Annotated in this window: 19 protein-coding genes; 4 read left to right on the forward strand and 15 right to left on the reverse strand. The window is 72.3% G+C overall.

The features are described 5' to 3' along the window. Nucleotides 1-33 precede the first annotated feature (33 nt). The 8 genes from OHA30_RS34130 to ku form a co-directional block, all read right to left on the reverse strand. Nucleotides 34-342, reverse strand: a complete 309-nt coding sequence (locus tag OHA30_RS34130; protein ID WP_405784919.1) for a putative leader peptide — start codon at nucleotides 340-342, stop codon at nucleotides 34-36. Further along, complete coding sequence (locus OHA30_RS32090) at nucleotides 343-1,263, reverse strand: NADP-dependent oxidoreductase (RefSeq protein WP_328917367.1); 921 nt, start codon at nucleotides 1,261-1,263, stop codon at nucleotides 343-345. 2 nt (nucleotides 1,264-1,265) lie between these two features. Then, complete coding sequence (locus OHA30_RS32095; protein WP_328917368.1) at nucleotides 1,266-2,726, reverse strand: pyridoxal-phosphate dependent enzyme; 1,461 nt, start codon at nucleotides 2,724-2,726, stop codon at nucleotides 1,266-1,268. Then, nucleotides 2,723-3,496: a GNAT family N-acetyltransferase gene (locus OHA30_RS32100; RefSeq protein WP_328917369.1), complete on the reverse strand. Its 774-nt coding sequence runs from the start codon at nucleotides 3,494-3,496 to the stop codon at nucleotides 2,723-2,725. The genes OHA30_RS32095 and OHA30_RS32100 overlap by 4 nt, the downstream gene beginning before the upstream one ends. A 112-nt stretch (nucleotides 3,497-3,608) precedes the next feature. After that, the gene (locus tag OHA30_RS32105) at nucleotides 3,609-4,625 is read right to left on the reverse strand and encodes a transporter substrate-binding domain-containing protein (protein ID WP_328917370.1); all 1,017 of its coding nucleotides are present in this window, start codon (nucleotides 4,623-4,625) and stop codon (nucleotides 3,609-3,611) included. A gap of 116 nt (nucleotides 4,626-4,741) precedes the next feature. Continuing rightward, the gene (locus OHA30_RS32110; RefSeq protein WP_328917371.1) at nucleotides 4,742-5,533 is read right to left on the reverse strand and encodes an amino acid ABC transporter ATP-binding protein; all 792 of its coding nucleotides are present in this window, start codon (nucleotides 5,531-5,533) and stop codon (nucleotides 4,742-4,744) included. Continuing rightward, entirely contained in the window at nucleotides 5,530-6,573 is a 1,044-nt protein-coding gene (locus tag OHA30_RS32115) for an amino acid ABC transporter permease (RefSeq protein WP_328917372.1), read from the reverse strand. Before OHA30_RS32115 ends, OHA30_RS32110 begins: the two co-directional genes overlap by 4 nt. Nucleotides 6,574-7,073: 500 nt before the next feature. Beyond that, nucleotides 7,074-8,195, reverse strand: a complete 1,122-nt coding sequence (gene ku, locus OHA30_RS32120; protein ID WP_328917373.1) for a non-homologous end joining protein Ku — start codon at nucleotides 8,193-8,195, stop codon at nucleotides 7,074-7,076. A gap of 38 nt (nucleotides 8,196-8,233) precedes the next feature. Between ku and ligD the strand changes: the two genes are divergently transcribed. After that, nucleotides 8,234-9,121, forward strand: a complete 888-nt coding sequence (gene ligD, locus OHA30_RS32125; protein WP_328917374.1) for a non-homologous end-joining DNA ligase — start codon at nucleotides 8,234-8,236, stop codon at nucleotides 9,119-9,121. Between the two features lie 54 nt (nucleotides 9,122-9,175). Here ligD and OHA30_RS32130 read toward each other — a convergent pair whose 3' ends face one another. Then, complete coding sequence (locus OHA30_RS32130; RefSeq protein ID WP_328917375.1) at nucleotides 9,176-9,826, reverse strand: maleylpyruvate isomerase N-terminal domain-containing protein; 651 nt, start codon at nucleotides 9,824-9,826, stop codon at nucleotides 9,176-9,178. Between the two features lie 236 nt (nucleotides 9,827-10,062). Here OHA30_RS32130 and OHA30_RS32135 point away from each other — a divergent pair, with 236 nt between their 5' ends. Further along, a complete protein-coding gene (locus tag OHA30_RS32135) occupies nucleotides 10,063-12,252 on the forward strand; it encodes an alpha-galactosidase (protein WP_328917376.1) in 2,190 nt (729 codons plus the stop codon). A gap of 105 nt (nucleotides 12,253-12,357) precedes the next feature. On the opposite strand, the gene OHA30_RS32140 is transcribed toward OHA30_RS32135, so the two are convergent. Beyond that, on the reverse strand, nucleotides 12,358-12,810 hold the full coding sequence (locus OHA30_RS32140) for an ATP-binding protein (RefSeq protein ID WP_328917377.1): 453 nt from the start codon (nucleotides 12,808-12,810) through the stop codon (nucleotides 12,358-12,360). Between the two features lie 311 nt (nucleotides 12,811-13,121). On the opposite strand from OHA30_RS32140, the gene OHA30_RS32145 reads away from it, so the two are divergent. Next, nucleotides 13,122-13,358 (forward strand): DUF397 domain-containing protein, encoded by a 237-nt coding sequence (locus tag OHA30_RS32145; protein ID WP_328917378.1) that lies wholly within the window; start codon nucleotides 13,122-13,124, stop codon nucleotides 13,356-13,358. Between the two features lie 161 nt (nucleotides 13,359-13,519). Further along, a complete protein-coding gene (locus OHA30_RS32150) occupies nucleotides 13,520-14,350 on the forward strand; it encodes a helix-turn-helix domain-containing protein (protein WP_328917379.1) in 831 nt (276 codons plus the stop codon). Nucleotides 14,351-14,434: 84 nt separating this feature from the next. Here OHA30_RS32150 and OHA30_RS32155 read toward each other — a convergent pair whose 3' ends face one another. The 5 genes from OHA30_RS32155 to OHA30_RS32175 all read right to left on the reverse strand — a co-directional run bounded on the left by OHA30_RS32155 (nucleotide 14,435) and on the right by OHA30_RS32175 (nucleotide 20,581). Beyond that, on the reverse strand, nucleotides 14,435-15,250 hold the full coding sequence (locus OHA30_RS32155) for an SAM-dependent methyltransferase (RefSeq protein WP_328917380.1): 816 nt from the start codon (nucleotides 15,248-15,250) through the stop codon (nucleotides 14,435-14,437). Nucleotides 15,251-15,353: 103 nt separating this feature from the next. Further along, on the reverse strand, nucleotides 15,354-16,127 hold the full coding sequence (locus OHA30_RS32160; protein ID WP_328917381.1) for an LmeA family phospholipid-binding protein: 774 nt from the start codon (nucleotides 16,125-16,127) through the stop codon (nucleotides 15,354-15,356). Nucleotides 16,128-16,299: 172 nt separating this feature from the next. After that, the gene (locus tag OHA30_RS32165) at nucleotides 16,300-18,156 is read right to left on the reverse strand and encodes a coagulation factor 5/8 type domain-containing protein (RefSeq protein ID WP_328917382.1); all 1,857 of its coding nucleotides are present in this window, start codon (nucleotides 18,154-18,156) and stop codon (nucleotides 16,300-16,302) included. 355 nt (nucleotides 18,157-18,511) lie between these two features. Then, nucleotides 18,512-19,498 carry a YhjD/YihY/BrkB family envelope integrity protein gene (locus tag OHA30_RS32170; RefSeq protein ID WP_328917383.1) on the reverse strand — a complete coding sequence of 329 codons (987 nt, stop codon included), beginning with the start codon at nucleotides 19,496-19,498 and terminating at the stop codon, nucleotides 18,512-18,514. 312 nt (nucleotides 19,499-19,810) lie between these two features. Next, entirely contained in the window at nucleotides 19,811-20,581 is a 771-nt protein-coding gene (locus OHA30_RS32175; RefSeq protein ID WP_328917384.1) for a 4'-phosphopantetheinyl transferase family protein, read from the reverse strand. Nucleotides 20,582-20,583: the final 2 nt, after the last annotated feature.

Here is a 20,583-nt window from a genome sequence, read left to right on the forward strand (position 1 = left end):
TGGGGAAAGCGGTCGCGGCGCGGGGGAGTGCGATCAGCGGCAACAGAGTGCGCCGGCCACCCGCTGGAGGTCGATGTGCTGACGCCCGTAGAGGCGCACGAGGGGCCCGCTCGGTGCGAGGACACGCACGGAGGCGGGCGGGAAGGCGCTCTGCGGCCGGACGGCCGGGTGCGCGGCGGCCGGGCGGGGGACGGAACCGCGGAGCACTGCTCGCACTGCCGTCACCCCCTGTCCGGACCTGATGGTCCCTGCTCCGGCGACGCTAACCCGCGGGAACTCCCGCGCGCAATCCCCTTCCGACGGGCGGGACGGCGCCGCCCGTCGGACGGTTCTCGGCAGCATCTAGGCGCCGATCTCGATGACGATCTTGCCGCGGGCGTGGCCCTCTTCGACCGCGCGCAGCGCCTGGTCCGCCTCGTCGAACGGGAAGGTGCCGGTGACGAACGGGTCGAGGGCGCCCTCGACCACCAGCCGGGCCACCTCGTCCAGCACCTCGGCGTTGCGCTTGCGCAGTACCGGCGCGCCGCCCAGCTCCGCGACGGTGGTCCGGTCGGCGGCGCTGATCAGCCGCGCCGGGTCGACGACCAGGGGCGCGGCCTCGCGCAGCGCGTCCCCGCCCACCAGGTCGTAGATCGCGTCGATCCCGTCGGGCGCGGCCGCCCGCACCAGATCGGCGGAGCCCGGGCCGTACGGCACGTGCACCGCGCCCAGCGACTCCACGAACTCCTTCTTCGCCGGGCTCGCGGTGCCGATCACGGTCAGCCCGTCGTGCCGGGCGATCTGCGCCGCGGCCACCCCGACCCCGCCGCCGATCCCGGTGATCAGCAAGGTCGCGCCCTTGGGCAGGTCCAGCTGCCTGATCCCGTCGTACGCGGTGGCCGCCGCGACCGGCAGCGACGCCGCGTCCGCCCAGGACACCTCGGCGGGCTTGTGCGCGGTGATGTCGACCGGGAAGAGCGCGTACTCGGCGTAGGACCCGGCGACCGGGTTGCCGAACACCTCGTCACCGACCGCGAACTCCCCGACCCCCTCGCCGACTTCCACCACGACGCCCGCGGCCTCGCTGCCGAACACCGCCGGCAGGTCGGAGGCCGACGAGCCGATCGGGAGATAGCCGTTGCGCCGCTTCCAGTCCACGGGGTTGACGGCCGTGGCCCGGACCGCGACCAGCAGCTGGCCGGGGCCGGGCACCGGGCGCGGCAGGTCGGTGAAGGTCTCGTTCTCGGGGCCGCCGAAGGCGGTGTACACGTATGCGAGGGGCATGGTCAGTTCCTCGGGTCGGGGTCGGATGAAGGGACATGGGCGTCATGGGCGGCCCACAGCTCCGCGCGGCCGACCAGGCCGACCGCGCGGCCGTCGCGCAGCACCACGGCGGTGCGGTGCCGCTCGCCGAGCGCGCCGAGGGCCGCGGAGACCGGCTGCCCGACGCCCACGGCCGGCAGCGGCGCGGCCAACAGGCCGTCCACCGGCTCGTCCGGGCGGGCCCGGCCCGCCGCGAGCGCGGCCTCAGCCTCGGCCAGATCGAGCGAGCCGAGCACTTCGGTCGCGCCGACCCCGTAGGGCCGCTCGGTCCGGGGGAGCACGACCGGCAGCGCGGTCACGACGTTACGGGGCAGCGGGCGGGCCAGGTCCAGCGCCTCGCCGAGGGACGTCCCGGACGGCACGGTCACCAGCCGCCCGGCCCACCCCGGTTCGGCCTCCAGCACGGACCGCACGGTCGGCCCGGTGTCGTCGGGGCCGCGCGGCTCCTCCAGGAAGCCCCACGCCCGCAGCCAGTCGTCGCTGTGCAGCCGGGACAGATACGAGCGGCCCGAGTCCGGCAGCAGCACCACCACGAGGTCGTCGGGGCCCAGATCGCGGGCCACCCGCAGCGCCGCCGCCACCGCCGTGCCCGAGGACGGACCGGCAAGCAGCCCTTCCTCGCGGGCCAGCCGGCGGGCGGTCAGCAGCGACTCGCGGTCCGCGACCCGCTCGAAGCGGTCCACGACCCCGGGGTCGTACGACTGCGGCCACAGGTCCTCCTCCGTCCCCGGGTGGACGAAGTGGCCGATGCTCTCCACGTAGTACGGGCTGCCGTCGCCGCCGGAGAACACCGACGCCTCCGGGTCCGCGCCGACCACGGTGACCTTGCCGTCCGAGACCTCGTGCAGAAAGCGCCCGGTGCCGCTGATCGTGCCGCCGGTGCCGACCCCGGCCACGAAGTGCGTCACCCGGCCGCCGGTCTGCGCCCAGATCTCGGGTCCTGTGGTCCGCACATGCGCCGCCGGATTGGCGGGATTGTCGTACTGGTTGGCCAGCCAGCCGCCGGGAATCTCCTCGGCCAGCCGCCGTACGACATGGAACAGATGGTCCGGGTGCTCCTTGGGCAGCGCCGTCGGGGCGAGCACGACCTCGGCGCCGTACGCCCGCAGGATGTCGGACTTCTCCGGGGCGGACCGGTCGGAGACCCCGGCGATCACCCGGTAGCCGCGTCTGCGGCCCACCAGGGCCAGGCCGATCCCGGTGTTGCCCGAGGTCGCCTCGATGATCGTGCCGCCCGGCCGCAGCGAGCCGTCGGCCTCCGCGGCCTCGATCATCGACAGCGCGGCCCGGTCCTTGACGCTGCCGCCCACGCCCAGGAACTCGACCTTGGCGTAGACCGGCGTGGCCAGGCCCGCGCCCAGCCGGGAGAGCCGGAACAGCGGAGTGTCGCCGATCGCGTCCTCGACCGACTCGTGGACGGTCACCGTCCGCCGTCCAGGGCGGTCGCGGTGTCCAGGGCGTCGTCGGGGACGCGCAGGAAGTGGAAGAGGGTGGTCCGGCGCAGGGTGAAGCCGATCGCCTGGTAGAGCCGTATGGCGTTGGTGTTGACCGCCGCCGCGTGCAGGAACGGTGTCTCGCCCCGGCCCCTGATGCCGGCCGCGACATGCCGTACCAGCCGGGTGGCCAGCCCCTGGCCGCGGAAGCCCTCGTCGGTGCAGACCGCGCTGATCTCGGTCCAGCCCGGCGGGTGCAGCCGCTCGCCGGCCATCGCGACGAGCCGGCCCTCGCGGCGGATGCCGTAGTACGCGCCCAGCTCGACGGTCCGCTCCCGGAAGGGGCCCGGCTTGGCCCGGGCCACCAGGTCCAGCATCTCCGGTACGTCGTCGGGGCCCAGCAGCAGCGCCTCCGGGTCGGACTCGTCGCGCAGCGAGGTCGCCACCAGCTGGACGCCCTGACCGGACTCGCCGGTCGACCAGCCGTCGGGCAGGGTGCGCACCCCGGTGAGCGCGAAGGTGTTGCCGGGGCCGACCAGCCGGGCCAGATCCGCCCAGGAGTGCGGGTCGGAGGCGTCGGCGATGGCGGTGAAGGGCGACACGTCGGTCTGGTAGCGGGCGGCGGAGCCGACGATCTCGGCGAGGTGCCGGTGCGGCCCGGTCATCGCGGCCCAGGCCGGATTGTCCAGGACATGCGCGCCGATCAGCTCCTCCTCGTCCTGCGGAAGGGGCTCGTGCGGTGGCTGAAGGCTGGTCGACATGGTCGCCGTGTTTCTCCGTTCCGTTCCCGGTGCGCGTCGCGATCACCGTGGCGAATCACCATTGCGAACCGGAATCCGCCCGCGGAAAATCCCGCGGGCGGATTCCGGGTCCTTACGAGTTGGTCAGCGGCAGGCCGGGCGGGTTGATCTGGGAGGTGGGCACCGCCTCGTTGCTGAGGTTCCAGGCATCCAGCCACTTCGCGTACTGGCCGTTCTTGATCAGGTAGTTGATCGCGTCGGCGAGCGGCTTGACCAGGCCGCTGTCCTTCTTGGTCGTCGCGCAGATCAGGCCCTGAAGCTCCGCTCCGGCGCCGGAGAACGTCCCCGCGCTGCGGGTGGCCTGCGGCGTGTTCGCGGTCTGGGCGACGTGATAGGCGACACTCGGGTTGGGCGCGAAGTAGGCGTCGATCTTGTGGGAGGACAGCGCCAGGTGGGTGCTGTTGGACTCCTGGAAGTACTTGATCGTGAGCTTCTTGCCCTCAGCCTTGAGCTGCTCCTGCCACTTGAGCAGGATCTTCTCCTGGTTGGTGCCCGCGCCCACCGCGACCGTCTTGCCCGCCAGGCTGCGGTAGGTGCCGTCGAAGGTCCAGGAGTCGTCCTTGTTCACCTCGAAGCCGAGGTTGTCCTGCCGGTAGCTGGCGAAGTCGTACTTCTCCTTGCGCTGCTCGGTGTCGGTGATGTTGGTGATGCCGACATTGGTCTTGCCGCTGTCGATGCCGACGAAGAGGTTGTCCCAGGTGGCGTTGGCCAGCACGGGCTTGAGGCCGAAGACCGCGGCGATCAGCCGGCCCAGGTCCGGCTCGGAGCCGGTCAGCGTCTTCTGGTCGCTGCCGACATAGCCCAGCGGCGCGGAGCCCGCGGGCAGCAGGCCGAGCCCGATGACCAGCTGCTTGCTGTCGAGGACGGACTTGGGCAGCTCGGCCCGGATGGCCGCCACCTCGGGCACGTCGAGGGTGGTCTCCTTGGCGGCGCCGTTGGACAGGGCGCCGACGACGACCTTGCCCTTGGTGTCCGAGGCGGCCGGGGCCGAGGAGCCCGAGTCGCTGTCGCTGCCGCAGGCCGCCAGGCCAAGGGCCAGCGAGGTGACGGCGGCGACGCTCAGGACGAGTCTGGAACGGAAGCGGGGCATGGAAGTGTCCTTGCTCGGAGGTGAGGCGGTCGGAAAAGGCGGGGGGAGGTCGGTCGGCACGGCCGCCACGACGGGGGCGGCCGGGGGAACGGGAAGGACGGGGGAGACCCGGGAGGTCACAGCACCCGGCTGAGGAACTCACGGGTGCGCGGGTGGCTGGGGTGGTTCAGCACCTGCTCGGGCGGGCCCTGTTCGACTACGCGGCCGCCGTCCAGGAAGACGACGGTGTCGGCGACCTCGCGGGCGAAGCCGATCTCGTGGGTGACGACGATCAGGGTGGTGCCGCTGGTGGCCAGGTCCTTGATGACGTCCAGCACCTCGCCGACGAGTTCGGGGTCGAGCGCGGACGTCGGCTCGTCGAAGAGGATCACCCCGGGCTCCAGGGCCAGCGCCCTGGCGATCGCCACCCGCTGCTGCTGACCGCCGGAGAGCTGACGCGGATAGGCGTCGGCCTTGTCGGCGAGCCCCACCCGGTCCAGCAGCGCCCGGCCCAACTCCTGTGCCTGCGCACGGGTCTTGGCACCGGTGGCGATGGGAGCGGCCGTGACGTTGTCGAGCACCGTGAGGTTCGGGAACAGATTGAAGTTCTGGAAGACGAAGCCGATCCGGCGGCGCTGGGCGAGGATCGCCCGCTCGCTGATCTCCTTGAGCCGGCCCCGGTGGTGCCGTACCCCGATCAGCTCGCCGTCCACGCTGACATGGCCGATGTCCAGCTTCTCCAGGTGGTTGATCGCCCTCAGCAGGGTGGACTTCCCCGAGCCGGAGGGGCCGAGGATCACCGTGACCTGGCCGGGCTGCACGGTCAGATCGACCCCGGACAGCACCCGGTTGGCGCCGAACCACTTGTGCGCGTCGTGCACGCTGACCGCCGCGGGCCGCGGCCCGCTCTCGTCCAGTACGGTGCTCATGCCGCCGATCCGATCTCGATACGGGCCCGCAGATTCCGCACCGCGAGCCGGAGTTTCTGCAGCGGTGTCAGCGGCATGGTGCGCAGCGCGCCGCGGGAGTAGTAGCGCTCGACGTAGTACTGGATCACCGACACGATGCTGGTGAGGATCACGTACCAGACCGTCGCGACCAGCAGCAGCGGTACGACGTCGCCCGGGTAGGTGCTGCCCATCGTCTCGACCTTGCCGAACAGGTCGAGCAGCGAGACGTAGAAGACCAGCGAGGTGCTCTTGACCAGGCCGATCAGCTGGTTGACATAGCTGGGGACGATGGCCCGCAGCGCCTGCGGGAAGACGATCCGGGTGAACTGGTAACCGCGGGGGATGCCGAGCGCGTCCGCCGCCTCGTGCTGGCCCTGGTCCACCGACAGCACTCCGGCGCGCACCACCTCGGCGGCGAACGCGGCCTCGTTCAGGCTGAGTCCGACGATCGCGACGACCATGTCGGTGGCCAGCCGCGATTCGCTGAAGTGGACGAAGCCAGGACCGAAGGGCACACCCAGGCTCAACGTCGCGTACAGGGCACTGAAGTTGTAGAGGAAGAGCAGCACCACGATCAGCGGCACCGAGCGGACCAGCCAGATGTACACCCAGCTCACCGTGCGCAGCACCGGGCTGCGCGACAGCCGGGCCAGCGCCAGCACAATCCCGCCGAGCAGCCCGAACAGGGCACTCCAGGCGGCCACTTTGAGGGTGACCACCAGGCCCTCCATGATCACCGGCCGCAGGAACCAGTAGCGGAAGCGGTCCCACTGGAAGAACGGGTTGGTGATCAGTCCGTGCGCGAACTGGGCGACCAGGACCAGCACGATGGCCGTCGCTATCCACCGCAGGGGGTGCCGCAGCGGTATCACCCGCTGGGCGGACAGCGTGTCGGGGGCCTTGTTCCCACCGGGAACCGCGTCGTGCTTGGCCAGGTCGGGGCCCGGCGTGGAGGGCGGGTCGTCGGCGACGACCGCGGAGGCGTCCGCCACGGAGGCGGGAGGGGACGTTTCGCTCATCGGGGAACTCCGGCGCGAGACAGGAGGCCGCACCGCCTCGCGGGGGCGGGGGCCGTGCTGGGGGCGGGGTGGCGACCCTGCGCGCGGTGCCGCACAGCAGGAGCGGGTGTGACGGGGACAGTCCGCGCTTACGGGGACGTCAACAGCAGGACGTCAGCGGGGACATGTCGACGGGCGGACCCCAACAAGGCGTGGGTCGGCCGGAATTCAGCCCTGACAGAGGGCGCTGCTGACACGGAGGAGATCGATGTGCCGGGCCAGGTACGCGGATGCACGGCCGTGACGACGCCACGCTGCCATTCCGGGTCCTGAGTACATCCTGGTCACCATCGTCCGTCTGCCCTTACGGGCCTCGTGTCGGCCGGTGGCCGGATATGTTCCGGCCTGGCCGTAAGTTAGGCAGCCGCCATGCGGTGTGTCAATGTGTCCGGCGACGGAATGCGACGGTTTGCGGTGGTTGTGTCCTCGCGCTTCACACGCCGTTCAAAAACGGGCCCGGGTCAGCCCGCGCGGCGCTTGGACGAGGTCTTCTTCGCGGTGGACTTGGCGGGGGATTTCGCCGCCGACTTGGAGGTCTTCTTCGCGGCCGTCTTCCTGGCCCCGGTCCTCTTCGCCGGCGCCTTGCCGCCGGACGACGTGCCCGGGGACCGTCCGGACCGCCCGGATCGTCCCGACCCGTCCGTCCCCTCCTCGGCCTCTTCCTTCTCTCCTTCGTCCTCTCCGTCCTCTCCGTCCTTCCCGCCCTCCTCGGCCGATGCCGCCCGCTTCGCGGGCGCCTTCTTCGCCGCGGCCTTCTTCCCTCCGCGCCGGCCGAGTTCGGTGACCGTCGCGTCGTCGCCGCCCTCCCCCCGGCCGCCCTTGGCCTGCTCCACCGACGCCTGGAGCGCCGCCATCAGGTCCACCACATTGCCGCCGCGGCCCTCCGTGACCGCCGTCGGCGGCTCGGCCCCTTCCAGCTTCGCGGTGACCAGCGCCTCCACGGCCTGCGCGTACTCGTCGTGGTACTCGGCCAGGTCCGCCTCGCCGAGCGCGTCGATCAGGGTGTCGGCGAGCCTGAGTTCGGAGTCGCTGATCGACACACTGCCCTTGGGCGCCGCGTCCGCCGAGGAGTTCAGCTCGTCGGGCCAGCGCAGCGTCTGCAGCAGCAGGACGTCCTCGCGCGGCCGGATCAGCGCCAGATGCTCGGAGCTGCGCAGCGCGAACTTGCCGACCGCCGCCTTCCCCGACCGCTCCAGCGCCTCCCGCATCAGCACGTACGGCTTGTTCGCCGCGGCCGAGGCGGGGGCGAGGAAGTACGGGGTGTCGAGCTGCATCGAGTCCACGGAGTCCATGTCGACGAAGCCGCTCACCTCGATGGTCTTGGCGGTGGGCAGCGGGAGCGACTTGAGTTCGGAGTCGGTCACCTCGACCAGCTGGTCGTCCGGCGTCTCGAAGGCCCGGCCGATGTCCGACGCGGAGAGCACCTGCTCGTCCAGCTCACAGGTCTTCTGGTAGCGGACGCGGCCCTGGTCGGCCAGGTGGATCTGCCGGAAGCTGATCTTGTGGGTGGAGACGGCGGCTCCGAGCTTGACGGGAATGGAGACCAGGCCGAAGGCCAGGTTCCCCGACCAGACGCTGCGCATGGCGTGTCCTTTTTGTCAGCATATGGGACCTTTATGGTATGCCGATCACCGAGGTCGAGGGCCGCCGGCTGAAGCTCAGCCACCTCGACCGAGTGCTGTGGCCGCGGACCGGCGCCACCAAGGCCGAGCTGCTGCACTACTACGCGGGCGTCGCCGACGCCCTGCTGCCGCACGCCCGGGGCCGGCCGGTCAGCTTCGTGCGCACCCCCGACGGCGTGGACGGCCAGCGCTTCTTCCAGAAGCGGCCGCCCGCGGGAACACCCGACTGGGTGACCGTCTCGCAGACCGTCCGGCACAGCGGCGAGATCATGGAACAGGTCGAGATCGACGACCTCGCCACCCTGATGTGGGCGGGCAATCTCGCCTGCGTCGAGATCCACACCCCGCAGTGGCGGTCCGCCGCGCCCGACGTCGCCGACCGGCTCGTGCTGGACCTGGACCCCGGCGAGGGCCGTACGGTCGTCGACTGCTGCCGGGTCGCGCTGCTGCTGCGCGACCGGCTCGCCGAGGACGGCATCACCGCCTGGCCCAAGACCAGCGGCTCCAAGGGCCTGCACCTGCTCGCCGCCCTGCGCGACGCCGACGCCCGCGCGGCCGGCGCCTACGCCAAACGGGTGGCTCGGGAGCTGGAGGAGCGCCACGGCGACCGGGTGGTGTCCACGATGGCCAAGGCCGACCGTACGGGCCGGGTCTTCATCGACTGGTCGCAGAACTCGGCCAGCAAGACCACGGCGGTCCCCTACACCGTGCGCGCCCGTGCGACACCGACCGTCTCCACGCCGCTGAGCTGGGACGAGGTCGCCGCCGCGGACGACGAGCGGGAGCTGGTCTTCACCATCGAGGACATCCCAGGGCGGCTGGCCGAGGCGGGCGATCTGCTGGCCGGACTGCTCGACCCGGCTACGGCGGCGGCGCTGCCGGGGTGAGGGGGCCGGGCGGGCGGTGGCTCCGGTCGCAGGTGTTCACCGAGGGCCCGGGGGTTACGTCCGGGGTGCTCCGTGCCAGCGCCAGGTCGTCAGCCGCGGGCAGCCGGGCAGTTCGCCGCGGCCGGTCGCCCACAGCAGCGTCGGCCAGGGCGTCGTGTCGGTGGGGGCGTCCGGGAAGAGCCGGTGCAGCGCCCGGGCGCACAGGTCTGTCGGCGGCTCCCACGGCAGGCCGAGCCCCGAGGCCAGGTCATGGGCGTGCACCAGGGTCTCCACGACGCCCATCGCGGCGAAGCCCTCCGGGTCGGAGACGCCGAAGCCGTGGTGCGCGCGGACCTCCGGCGGGGTCGTACGGACCATCGCCGTCAGCAGCGCGCCGCTCGCCTCCAGCACCTGGAGCAGTCCGTCGGGTCCGGCCGTGCGGTCGGCGTAGATGACGTTGGCCGGGCCGCCGGGATCGCGGCGCTCCCAGGAGAAGGGCACCTCCGTGGTCAACGGCGGCTCCTCGGGGCCGAGTTGGGCCGCGTACGCGAAGAGGTCGTCGGCCAGGTGCTCGGCGGTCCGCCAGCAGGTCCAGGTCAGCGTTCCCGCGGGCCGCTCCCAGGCGTCCGCGGGCGCCCCGCGCAGCGCGTCCACGCAGAGGCGGACGGCGAGGCGGACGTCGTCGGCGGTGACGGGGGCGGAGGTGCGATCGGGTGCGTGGCTCATGCCCGGCACCGTAGCCGTCGGCCGGAGCGGGCGCACTTGACTTCCGGGGCGGCGGGTCGGTCCTCGCCCGGGTGATCGGGGACGCGCGGTGACGTCCGCCGGCACGCCGACCGGTCACGGCCCGGGTGAGGGAGCCGTGGACGGGCGGGGTGGGGAGGAGCAGGCCGCGGCGGGCGGCCGATCGGCGAGGGCATACGGTCTACGCAGCCGTCGAGACCCTTGGAAAGGACGTCCGTATGTCCAGCGCCCCCGTGCGGACCGTGTCGCTGCGCGCGGCCGGCACCTGTCTCGTCGTGGAACTCACCGAGCCGGTGCCCAGGGTCCTGCACTGGGGAGCGGACCTCGGCGAGCTGTCCGACGGCGATCTCGCCGCGCTCGGTCTGACCGCCGAGGCCGCCGTCCTCCACAGCGCCCTGGACATTCCCCGGCGCTTCACCGTCTGGCCCACCGAGGCCGACGGCTGGTCCGGCACGCCCGCCCACCACGGACACCGCGCGGGGGCCGCCACCGCCCCGCGGCTGACCACGACCGGCACCTCGTACCGTCAAGGCGAGGCGGGCGGCGGCGAGTTGACGATCGCGCTGACCGACCCGGCCGCCGGACTCGACATCAGCCTCGGCTACCGGCTCGAACCCTCCGGCGTGCTCGCCGTCCAGGCCGCGCTGACCCGGCGGGCCGACGCGGACCCGGACCCGGCGCCGTACGACCTCGCGCACGTCACCGCGCTGCTGCCGCTGCCCCGCAGGGCCACCGAGATCCTCGACTTCACCGGCAAGTGGAGCCGGGAGCGCTCCCCGCAGCGCCGCCCGCTCGCCCACGGCACCTGGACCCGCGAGGTGCGGCGCGGCAAGCCGGGCGCGGACTCGCCGTATCTGCTCACCGTCGGCGTCCCCGGCTTCGGCTTCCGCGCGGGCGAGGTGTGGGGGCTGCACGTGGCCTGGAGCGGCGACCAGCGCTACCTGGTCGAACAACTCCCCGAGGGGGCCGGTGTCCACGCCTCCGTGCTCGGCGGCGGCGAACTGCTGCGGTCCGGCGAGATCCGCCTCGCCCCCGGCGCCACCTACCGCACCCCCGTCTGCCACTTCGCCTGGTCCGACGGCGGCCTCGACGGACTCGCCGGCCGCTTCCACGACCTGCTGCGCGCCCGTCCCGGCCATCCGCGCGGCCCGCGCCCGCTGGTCCTCAACAGTTGGGAGGCGGTGTACTTCGACCACGACCACGACCGGCTGCTGCGGCTCGCCGAACGCGCGGCCGAGGTCGGCGTCGAGCGCTTCGTGCTGGACGACGGCTGGTTCAGCGGCCGCCGCTCCGACCGCGCGGGCCTCGGCGACTGGACGGTCGACCCGGTGGTGTGGCCGGACGGGCTGACCCCGCTGGCCGACCATGTGCGGTCGCTGGGCATGGAGTTCGGGCTGTGGGTCGAGCCGGAGATGGTCAACCCCGACTCCGGGCTGGCCCGTTCGCACCCCGACTGGGTGCTCGGCCCCGCCGCGGGCCTCGGCCCCACAGCCCGCCACCAGTACGTCCTGGACCTCGCCAACCCCGAGGTGTGGACGTATCTGCTGGACGCCCTCGACGCGTTGGTGCGGACGTACGGCATCGCCTTCCTCAAGTGGGACCACAACAGGGAACTCCACGAGGCCGTGCGCGGGCCCGCCGACCGGCCGGTCGCGCACGCCCAGGTGACCGCCCTCTACCGGCTGCTCGACGCGCTCAGGGAACGCCACCCCGGGCTGGAGATCGAGAGCTGCGCCAGCGGCGGCGGCCGGATCGACCTCGGCATCCTTTCCCGTACCGACCGGGTGTGGACCTCGGACTGCAACGACCCCGTCGAACGGCAGTCGATCCAGCGCTGGACCGGTCAGTTGCTGCCGCCCGAACTCGTCGGCGCCCATGTCGGCCCCTCGCCCAGCCACACCACCGCCCGGGCCAGTAGCGACACCTTCCGGCTGACCACCGCGCTCTTCGGGCACGCCGGCATCGAGCAGGACCTCACCGCGCGCACCCCGGCGGAGCTGGCCCGGATCACCGCGTGGAGCGCGCTCTACCGCGAGCTGCGCCCGCTGCTGCACGGCGGCCGTACGGTCCGCGCCGACCTGGGGAGCGAGGCGACGCTGCTGCACGGCGTGGTGGCCCACGACGGCTCGGCGGCGCTCTACTGCTGGGCGCGGGTGGCCACTTCGCCCGAGGGACAGTCCGGCCGGATACCCCTGCCGGGGCTCGCGGCGGAGGCGCGCTACCGGGTCCGGGTCCGTACCGACCTCGGGCTGCCCGCGCTGCACCAGAGCGCGGGGCCGGCGTGGCTGACCGAGGCGATCGACGGGTGGGTGACGCTGCCGGGGGCGGTGCTCACGGTGGCCGGGGTGCCGATGCCGACGCTCGATCCCGAGCAGGCGCTGCTGATCGAGGTGCGGCGGGCTGACTGAGCGGGAGGCGCGAACACGCCCGGCGATGCGGGCAGTTGAGCGGCTTCGCGGTCACCGGGCCGATCAGGGCCGATCAGGGCCGGAAGTCGGACCCGCCGCGAGCGGCTAGCTGCCGCTGGCGAGCCGGGCCCAGACGGTCTTGCCGGCCGACGCCGCCGGTGAGTGCCCCCAGCTTTCGCTGAGTTCGGCCACGATGTGCAGTCCGCGGCCCGACTCGGCGAAGGGATCGGGGTCGGAGGGCGCGGGCAGTGCGGGGCTGGGGTCGGAGACCGCGCACACCACGGCGCGGTCCATCCGGAGGAGGGTGATCCAGGCCGCCGTGTACGGCGACCGGTGCGAAACGGGCGGCTGGAGCGCGTGGGTGACGGCGTTCGCCACTAACTCGGCCGCGATGGTGGTGGCGTCGTCCACCAGATCCGCGAGCTGCCAGTTCGTCAGCGTGCTGCGCAGAAAACGCCGGGTGCGGGTGACACTGACCGGTGTGGCGTCGAAGCGCAGTGCGGCGAAGCCGTCCTCGCGCACGCCCTCCCCGCCCGAGCCCGTAGGGCCGCCCCACACGCCAGGACCGTCCCGTAAGAAGACGTCAAGCGATGTGAAGTGCCGTTCAGTCAATGACAGTTGACGTCGCCTGGGAGGTTCCGTCTCGGTGTCGAACGACTGGGCGGTCATGCGGTTCACCCCTCCGAGCGAAGCTGCTGTGCACGCATCGAGATCACTGTGCGACTGACAGTATCGTCTGATCTCACCCGTGGATGCAATTGCATCGGAAATTGCATCCGCAAGTGCTCGGTGGGGTACGTGTGTACCCATCGTGGTCTGTGATGCGGATGCAGACCGCGAGTTGGCGACTCATGAGGGAGTGATGCCGAGTGCAGCAGTTCGACAACGGCGTGCAGGCCAGTTCGATCGCCGGCGCCCAGTGGATCAAGAGCGGCCGCAGCAATCCGAGCGGCAATTGCGTCGAGGTGGCCGCGCTGGCGGACGGCAGCATCGCGGTGCGCAACTCCCGGCACCCCGACGGCCCCGCCCTCGTCTACACCCGGGCGGAGATCACCGCGTTCGTCGAGGGCGCCAGGGACGGTGACTTCGACGCGTTCACGGCCTGAAGTCGGCCGATAAACACCGTCGTTAGGCGGTAGCGACGGGCTCCCCGGTGCAATACTGGCCCCGGTCACGTATCAGCCTGGGAGCCCGCATGCCCTCTTCGCCGCAGCCAGTCTCACCCATACAACTGCTTGAACGCCGCCCCGACATGGGGTCGAAGGCCATGGCACGCGTACTCGGCAACTATCTGCGTGCGCTGCGCGAGGCCCAGGGGCTGAGCCCCAACCAGGCGGGTTCGCACATCAGAGCGCACGCGTCGAAGATCAGCCGTATGGAGACCGCCCATGTCTCGCTGAAGGTACGCGATGTCGAGGACCTGCTCGACCTCTACGGCGTCGACCCCAAGGAGCGCGCCGAGATCACGGCGATGGTGCAGCGCTCCGCCCGCCCCGACTGGTGGCAGCCGTACGGTGAGGTCGTCCCGGACTGGCTGCAGGGGCTCATCGGCCTGGAGCGCGACGCCCATGTCATCCGCACCTACGAGACACAGTTCGTGCCCGGTCTGCTCCAGACGCCCGCCTATGCGGACGCCGTCGTCTACAGCGGGCACCGGCTCGAGCCCCAGCACGAACGGGAGCAGCGGGTCGCCCTGCGGCTGGAGCGCCAGCGGCGGATGACCGAGCCCGGCGCTCCCGTGCTGTGGGCGCTGATCGACGAGGGCGTGCTGTACCGCCCGGTCGGCGGTCCGCAGGTGATGCGGGAGCAGCTGAAGTATCTGCTCGATGTGCTGCGGGCACCGGGCGTACGGCTCCAGATCGCCTCCTGGGCGGCCAGCGCCCAAGCCACGCCGGGCGCCGCCGTCACGTATCTGCGCTTCGCGCAGGGCTTTCTGCCCGACGTGGTGTACCTGGAGCACATGACCAGCGCGGTCTATCTGGACCGGCTGGAGGACCTGGACAAGTACCGCGCCGCGCTCGACGAGCTGAGTGCCCTCGCGGCGACTCCCGCCGCGAGCCGGGTCATGCTGGAAGAGGCCCTGCACCGCTACGAGTGATCGCTCGGTACAGGGCCTTCTCGGCGCGTCACGGGAACCGGACGGACCGGTGGACGTACCGTCGGGTGACGTCCACGGGCACGCTCAGCCCAGACGGGCCACTCCGCCGAACTCGATCCACTCCTCGCCGGGCTGCTTGAGCGCGAGGTCGTTGTCGGGCCGCCAGGTGGAGACCTCCACCAGACCGGGTTCCAGGATCTCCAGACCGTCGAGGAAGTCGCGCACGTCCTGCTCGCGCCGCACCTCGCCCCACTGTCCGCCGGTGGACTGGTCCATGAACTCGGTGACCGCCCGCCGGGTCTCGGGGTCCTCGCTGACCAGCTGGCAGACGACCATGTAGCTGCCGGGCGGGAGCCGGCGGGCGACGCGGTGGATGACGCCCGAGGGGTCGTCGCGGTCCGGGATGCAGTGCAGCACCGACACGAAGAGCGCGGCGACCGGCTCGTCGAGGTTTATCAGGCGCTTGACCTCCGCGCTCTCCCATATGGCGTCGGTGTCGCGCATGTCCGCCTGTATGACGGCCGTGTTCTCGTTCTGCTCCAGCAGCGCCCGGCCGTGGGCGAGGACTATCGGGTCGTTGTCGACGTACACGACCCGGGCGTCGGGGTGGATCCGCTGGGCGACCTCATGGACGTTGTCCTGGGTCGGAAGGCCCGATCCGTGGTCGACGAACTGCTTGATGCCGTAGTCCTCGGCCAGTACGCGCACCACGCGGCGCAGGAACTGACGGTTGTTCAGGGCGAGGACCTTGGTGCTCGGAACCTGCTGGAGTAACTGTTCGGTGGCCTCTCGGTCGGCCGGGTAGTTGTCCTTTCCGTTGAGGAGGAAGTCGTACATGCGGGCCACACTGGGCACCGTCACGTCGATCTTGTCGGTCAGCGGTGTGTCCCCGTATGGCATAGGACCCCTCATGACATCTCGACTCTGCGTAGTGCTGCAATTGCAGGACCGCTCACATCCTAGGGAGGGATGATCCGCTGGTCGAGACTGTGGCCGAAGCTCGTTACGCGGCACACCCGTTGGAGGAGGAGCCGCCGGAGCTGCGGGGGAGCGCGACCTTCACGTCGAGGCCGCCGGGGCCCGCGTGCGCGCCGGTGAGCCGCGCGCCCGAGGGCAGTCCCGGCACGGTCACCGTACGCGGTCCCAGCCGGCTCGCGAGGGACGCGCCGCCGCGCACGGTCTCCAGCCGGTCCACCGGGATCTCCTGACCGAGCACGGAGACACTGGTCGGCGTGACGGTCACGCTGTCGGCGGTCGTGGTCGTGCGGGTGTGCACGGTGACCGGCAGCGGGAGGCCGGCGAACGTACCGGTGAGGGTGAGGCCGCGGTCGTCGTGGCCGGGCCTGAGGCCCGCCGCGGCTCCGCCGAGCCGCTTGCGCAGCTGGTCGTAGCCGATGGTGGCGGTGGCCGTGCCGCCGCTCATGGCGCCCCTGATCGTGACGTCGTGCAGATCGGCCGCGACGGACATGCTCGTGCCGTCGCGGCGTACGTCCTCGGCGCTGATGTGGACCGTGCCCAGCTCTCCGGTGAGCAGCCGCAGCCCGGCCAGCGCCCCGGTCAGGCTCGCGGAGACCGGACCGGTGGGACGCAGCTTGCAGCTTGCCGCCTCGGCGATGCGGTGGCCGGCGAAGCGCTCCAGCAGCAGATCGGCGGTGCCCGCCACCGCGACGGCGGTGGCGAGCGCGCCCGCGGTGACCAGCAGCGCCCGGCGCCTGCGGGCGCGGGGGCGCCGCTGGTCACGGGCCCGGGGGTCGGGCTTCTGGAGGTCGACTGCCACTCCGACAGCGTAATCGGCGGGGAGGCGAGTGCGGGGGTGGCGCCCGGGCGGTAGGGCGGCCGGCGCGGCGCCCGGAGGGCCGGGGCGGGTCGCGGGGGACGGTGGAGGGCCGCCGCCGTCCCCCCGTGCGGACGGCGCCGGCCCCGGCCCGTTCAGCCGACCGCGCGGCAGGTCAACTCGCGGGATAGCTCACGATGTTGACCGGTACGGTGTCCACGCCCTGCGCCGGGCCGCCGTAGTTGTTGATCACGTTGTCGATCACACCGGCGCCGTTGAGGGAGACGGTCAGCAGGTCGTGGAACTTCACACCCGACCGGACCGGGGCCTCGAAGCTGTGGGCGGTGTGGATCGTCGGGTTCACATTGAAGTAGCAGTAGGAGCCCAGACCCCAGCCCTCGTGGTGCTTCACGGAGTCGGCGACCTTGTAGGCCGCGTAACCGTTGACGCCGTTGTGGCGGTAGGCCGCCTGGTTCGGCGGGTCGTACGGCAGCTCGTTCTGGAACATGATCGTGCGGCCCTTGTCGCCGTTCCAGATCACGTTGTGCTTCTGGAAGTGCTCGACGAACAGGCCGGTGGCCAGCACACTGTCGCCGTTGACGACGACGCCGGTCTCCGAGGTGTTCACCGTCCAGCCGACGCCCGTGCCGTGGTCGGCGCGCCAGGCCCAGATGTGGTCGAGCAGCACATTGTCGCTGTTGACGATCAGGGCCGTGGTCGCCTTGCCCGCGCCCGCGCCGCCGACCCGGAAGAACACGTCCTGCACCGACGCCGGTTCGCGCGGGTCGGTCCGCCCGCCGCGCTTGCCGCCGATCTCCAGCAGCACCCGGGAGTTGACCGGGCCCGCGTCGAAGAGCACACCCGCGATCCGTACGCCCCGGCTGTCGGCGACCGTCATCGGCACCGAGCCGTTGGTCGGGGTGAGGGTCGGGAAACCGAGGCCGAGGACGACCGTGCCCGCCCACTTGACCTGGATCGTGCCGTTGAGCTTGTAGATGCCCGGGGTCAGCAGCAGGTGCTTGCCCTGCGACAGCGCCTTGTTGATGGTGTGCACCGAGTCGCCCGGCTTCGCGATGAAGAAGCGCTCGATCGGCACGGACGAGCCGCGGGTCGTACCGCCGCTCCACGAGGCGCCGACCGCGTCGTGCCGCAGCGCGGGCAGGAACACCCGGTAGCGGCCGTGCTCGTCGACGTACAGGAACGGCTTCTCGCGGCTGAGCGGGCTGGTGGGCAGCGTCGTGTACGGCGGGTTGGGGAAGGACTGCTCGGGGGCGCCCTGGACGCCGGCGAAGACCTGGTTCCACACGCCGTTGGACCAGCTGCCGACCGAGCTGTCGCGGGTCAGCCACTGCTGCTGCGAGGCGTTGATGACCTGGCCGTCGACCACCGAGTCGGCGATGAAGCCCCCGCTGGAGTAACCGCCCTGACGCGGGAAGAGGAAGAGCTGGCCGCGGATGTGCACCCGGCGCAGCGGCGCGGCCTGGGAGACCGCCCACCAGTCGATGCCGTCGGTCGGGACCACGGCCAGATTCTCCGCGGAACGCCAGAAGTTGGTGAGCGCGCTGTCGCCGCCGCCCGGCTGGTCCTGGCCCTCGACGCGCACGGCGCCGTTGATGGTGACGTCGTCGGGCGACAGGCCCAGACCGGCCACGGACGTGTAGTAGCCGAGCTGCGCGTCGACGTCGTACGTGCCGGGCTTGAAGAGGAACGCGTAGCGCTGCGTGCCGAATTCGGCGGGGACGCTGATCCGCGCGGCGGCGTCAAGCGCGGCCTGGATCTCGGCGCTCGGGGTGCTGGGGCCGAACACCTTGACGTTCGGGCCGAAGTCCGGCTCGGCCGGGGGGTGAGGGTGGGGGCGCGGGTGCGGCCTGGCGGGTGAGTGCGCCGCCGCGGGGGTGGCGGCGCCCGCCACCGGCACCGCGGTCGCCAGGGCGGCCGCGGTCACGAACGAGCGGCGGCTCAGTGCGCTCCCGCCCTCGGATCTGCGTTTGGGCTCGGGGAGTTCACTGTCTGCGGCCCTGAATGAAGTCATGAGGTACGACCCACCTTTACAACACGTATTGCCAGCAACCCGACGACGCATGGGCGTTGTGCGAGCGCGTCCTGAGAGCGCTCTCTCGCAGACGTACCCTGGAGGCCGGGCGGCCCTGTGTCAAGCGGTTGCAGAGAGCGCTCTCTGGAGAGTGGAACGGTGGGTGATCCGAGGTGTGAGTGGGGCTTGTGGGGTGCGAAACGGCGGTTCCGGCGGGCGGCGCTCGGTGTCCGGACGGGCCTGCCGATGGCCGACTCGCCCTGCCTGTAAGGGAGTTGGGCTGTGCGGCGCGGTCGGCGCCTCGCCCGCCGGGCTCCGCTCCCGCGCGGCCCGGACCTCCCGGACGGGTGGGCCGTCAGGGCGCGTCGGTCCGCTTCCGGGGCGCGTGCAGGAGGCCGGCCAGGGGAGGTTCCGCGGCGAGTACCGCGCCCGCGGTGATCGTCGCGGTCAGCGCGGCGCACACCGCGACCAGCCAGGACAGCAGTGTGAAGACCGACCCCAGCGAACCGTACGCCGCCAGGCTGCGGTTGAGCGCCCTCGGCATGTAGATCCGGGCCGTGACCGACAGCGCGGTCATCGCCGCCGCGGTGAGGACCGCGCCCGGCAGCAGCGGCAGCCACCGTACGCGGGGGCCGAGCAGCAGCCGCTGGGTCCACCACCACACCGCCACGTCCGCGAGGAAGATCAGCGGGACCCCGAGCCACAGCCCCGTACCGAAGCCGTGGCGCAACGGCCCCTGGACGACGAGGACCGCCACCCACGTCACGATCCACGCGAACCACCGCCAGGCCGCCACCCGCGTCGCCGCCCTCGGCAGCCGCCAGGCCCGCTCGCACACCCGGGCCATCGCCCGGCTGCTCGCGGTGGCCGACAGCAGCGCCATGACGATGCCGATCGCCCCCGTGGTCTGCCGCAGGGTGTCGGTGCTCGCGCCGTGCGCGCCGTTGATCCGGCGCAGTTGCTCGTTGGAGGCGCCGGTGAGCCCGAAGAGCTCCTGGGCGGAGTCGACCAGTTGGTCGCGTACGCCCTGCGGGGTGAAGGCCGCGACGACGAACATGAACGGGATGGCGGTCAGGAAGATCTGCGCGGCCAGCCGGGTGGCGCCGTCCAGGACGTTCACCGAGAGCAGGCGGGCGGTGAGTTCGGTGATCACCGGGAAGCGGCGCTCGGCGGCGCGGCGCAGCGCGACGGCGCGGGATCGCAGGGCGGTCCACAGGCCGGTCCACGGGCCGGGGCGTGGGCTGTCGGGGTACGGGCCGTGTTCCGGATCGGGGCCGGGTGTGGGACCTGGCTTGGGGTCGGGGTCCGGCCCGGGTGGCAGTTCGGGTGGTGTGGCGGCCATCAGCGCCGGGACGTCCCGGGCCGGAGCCTTCGCCCGTCGGGCGCGGCGTGCGGTGGGACGGTCGGGCGGCACGGGACGGCCATGGCGACCTCCACGGGGTCGGGTACGCGGGCACGGGCGGGCGGCAGTCAGGGCATTATGCGTCGAATACGTCCTTCGAGCCCCGTATTGGCGAACGCTCGGCCCGGTCCGCGCTTCCGCCGCCGTACCGCCGTGGCCGTACTGCCGCTCGTGCCGCCGCCGGCCCGTGCCGGAGGTCCCCGTGGTGCGCGCGGGACCTCCGGCGGGGGCGCGGGCGACGCTGCCCGGCGGTCAGGGCAGCAGCCCCGGTACGTGGACGGCGACCGCCGCGCAGTGCCCGTCAGGGACGGCCACGTCGGTCACCGACCAGTCGGGCAGCGCGACCGCGACCGGCCCCGAGCCGACGTAGTCCGCGGCCGGGTCCGCGGAGAGCCCGACGCCGCGGCCCTTGAGGTACGCCTCCTTGCGGGTCCACACGCGGGTGAACGCCAGGGGACGTTCGGCCGGGGCCAGCAGGGCGAGTTCGGCCGCCTCGCGGGGGTGCAGCACATCGGTGGTCTCGGCGACCGTCCGCGGCGCCGGAATGGACTCGACGTCCACGCCGACCGGGGCCGTGGCGAAGGCCAGCAGGCTCAGGTCCGCGCAGTGCGAGAGCGAGAAGTGCAGCGCGTCGCCCGGTACGACCGGCCGCCCGTGCGGCCCGCCGCAGTGCGCGCACGGCGCCCGCGAGAGCGAGACGTCGCGCGGCGGCAGCCCGAGGTAGGCGCCGATCAGCCGGCGCAGCGCCACGTGGGCGCACACGTAGGCGTCGCGGTCGCCCTCGTACAGGAACTCCGCCGCGCGGGCCAGCTCCTCCGGGTCCAGGGTGACGGGCGCCCGGCGCGACGCGGCGTGCCGGTGCGCGGTGGTGTCCACCAGCCACACCTGCGGGGCCGCGGTGAGCGCCGAGGTGGGCACGGCGGCGGCGTACACCGTGCCGAGCGCGGTCGGGATCAGCAGCCCGCCCGCGGTGGCGCTGGCCGGGGGAGGGACGGTGGGGGTCGGGAACAGCGGATGCCTCATGG

It is taken from the genome of Streptomyces sp. NBC_00223 (assembly GCF_036199905.1).
Classification (GTDB): Bacteria; Actinomycetota; Actinomycetes; order Streptomycetales; family Streptomycetaceae; genus Actinacidiphila.

Coding starts and splice junctions, on each gene's coding strand:
- OHA30_RS34130 (WP_405784919.1), bottom strand. CDS start 342: ATGCTGCCGAGAACCGTCCGACGGGCGGCGCCGTCCCGCCCGTCGGAA.
- OHA30_RS32090 (WP_328917367.1), bottom strand. CDS start 1,263: ATGCCCCTCGCATACGTGTACACCGCCTTCGGCGGCCCCGAGAACGAG.
- OHA30_RS32100 (WP_328917369.1), bottom strand. CDS start 3,496: ATGTCGACCAGCCTTCAGCCACCGCACGAGCCCCTTCCGCAGGACGAG.
- OHA30_RS32105 (WP_328917370.1), bottom strand. CDS start 4,625: ATGCCCCGCTTCCGTTCCAGACTCGTCCTGAGCGTCGCCGCCGTCACC.
- OHA30_RS32110 (WP_328917371.1), bottom strand. CDS start 5,533: ATGAGCACCGTACTGGACGAGAGCGGGCCGCGGCCCGCGGCGGTCAGC.
- OHA30_RS32115 (WP_328917372.1), bottom strand. CDS start 6,573: ATGAGCGAAACGTCCCCTCCCGCCTCCGTGGCGGACGCCTCCGCGGTC.
- ku (WP_328917373.1), bottom strand. CDS start 8,195: ATGCGCAGCGTCTGGTCGGGGAACCTGGCCTTCGGCCTGGTCTCCATT.
- ligD (WP_328917374.1), top strand. CDS start 8,234: ATGCCGATCACCGAGGTCGAGGGCCGCCGGCTGAAGCTCAGCCACCTC.
- OHA30_RS32130 (WP_328917375.1), bottom strand. CDS start 9,826: ATGAGCCACGCACCCGATCGCACCTCCGCCCCCGTCACCGCCGACGAC.
- OHA30_RS32135 (WP_328917376.1), top strand. CDS start 10,063: ATGTCCAGCGCCCCCGTGCGGACCGTGTCGCTGCGCGCGGCCGGCACC.
- OHA30_RS32150 (WP_328917379.1), top strand. CDS start 13,520: ATGGCACGCGTACTCGGCAACTATCTGCGTGCGCTGCGCGAGGCCCAG.
- OHA30_RS32155 (WP_328917380.1), bottom strand. CDS start 15,250: ATGCCATACGGGGACACACCGCTGACCGACAAGATCGACGTGACGGTG.
- OHA30_RS32165 (WP_328917382.1), bottom strand. CDS start 18,156: ATGACTTCATTCAGGGCCGCAGACAGTGAACTCCCCGAGCCCAAACGC.
- OHA30_RS32170 (WP_328917383.1), bottom strand. CDS start 19,498: ATGGCCGCCACACCACCCGAACTGCCACCCGGGCCGGACCCCGACCCC.
- OHA30_RS32175 (WP_328917384.1), bottom strand. CDS start 20,581: ATGAGGCATCCGCTGTTCCCGACCCCCACCGTCCCTCCCCCGGCCAGC.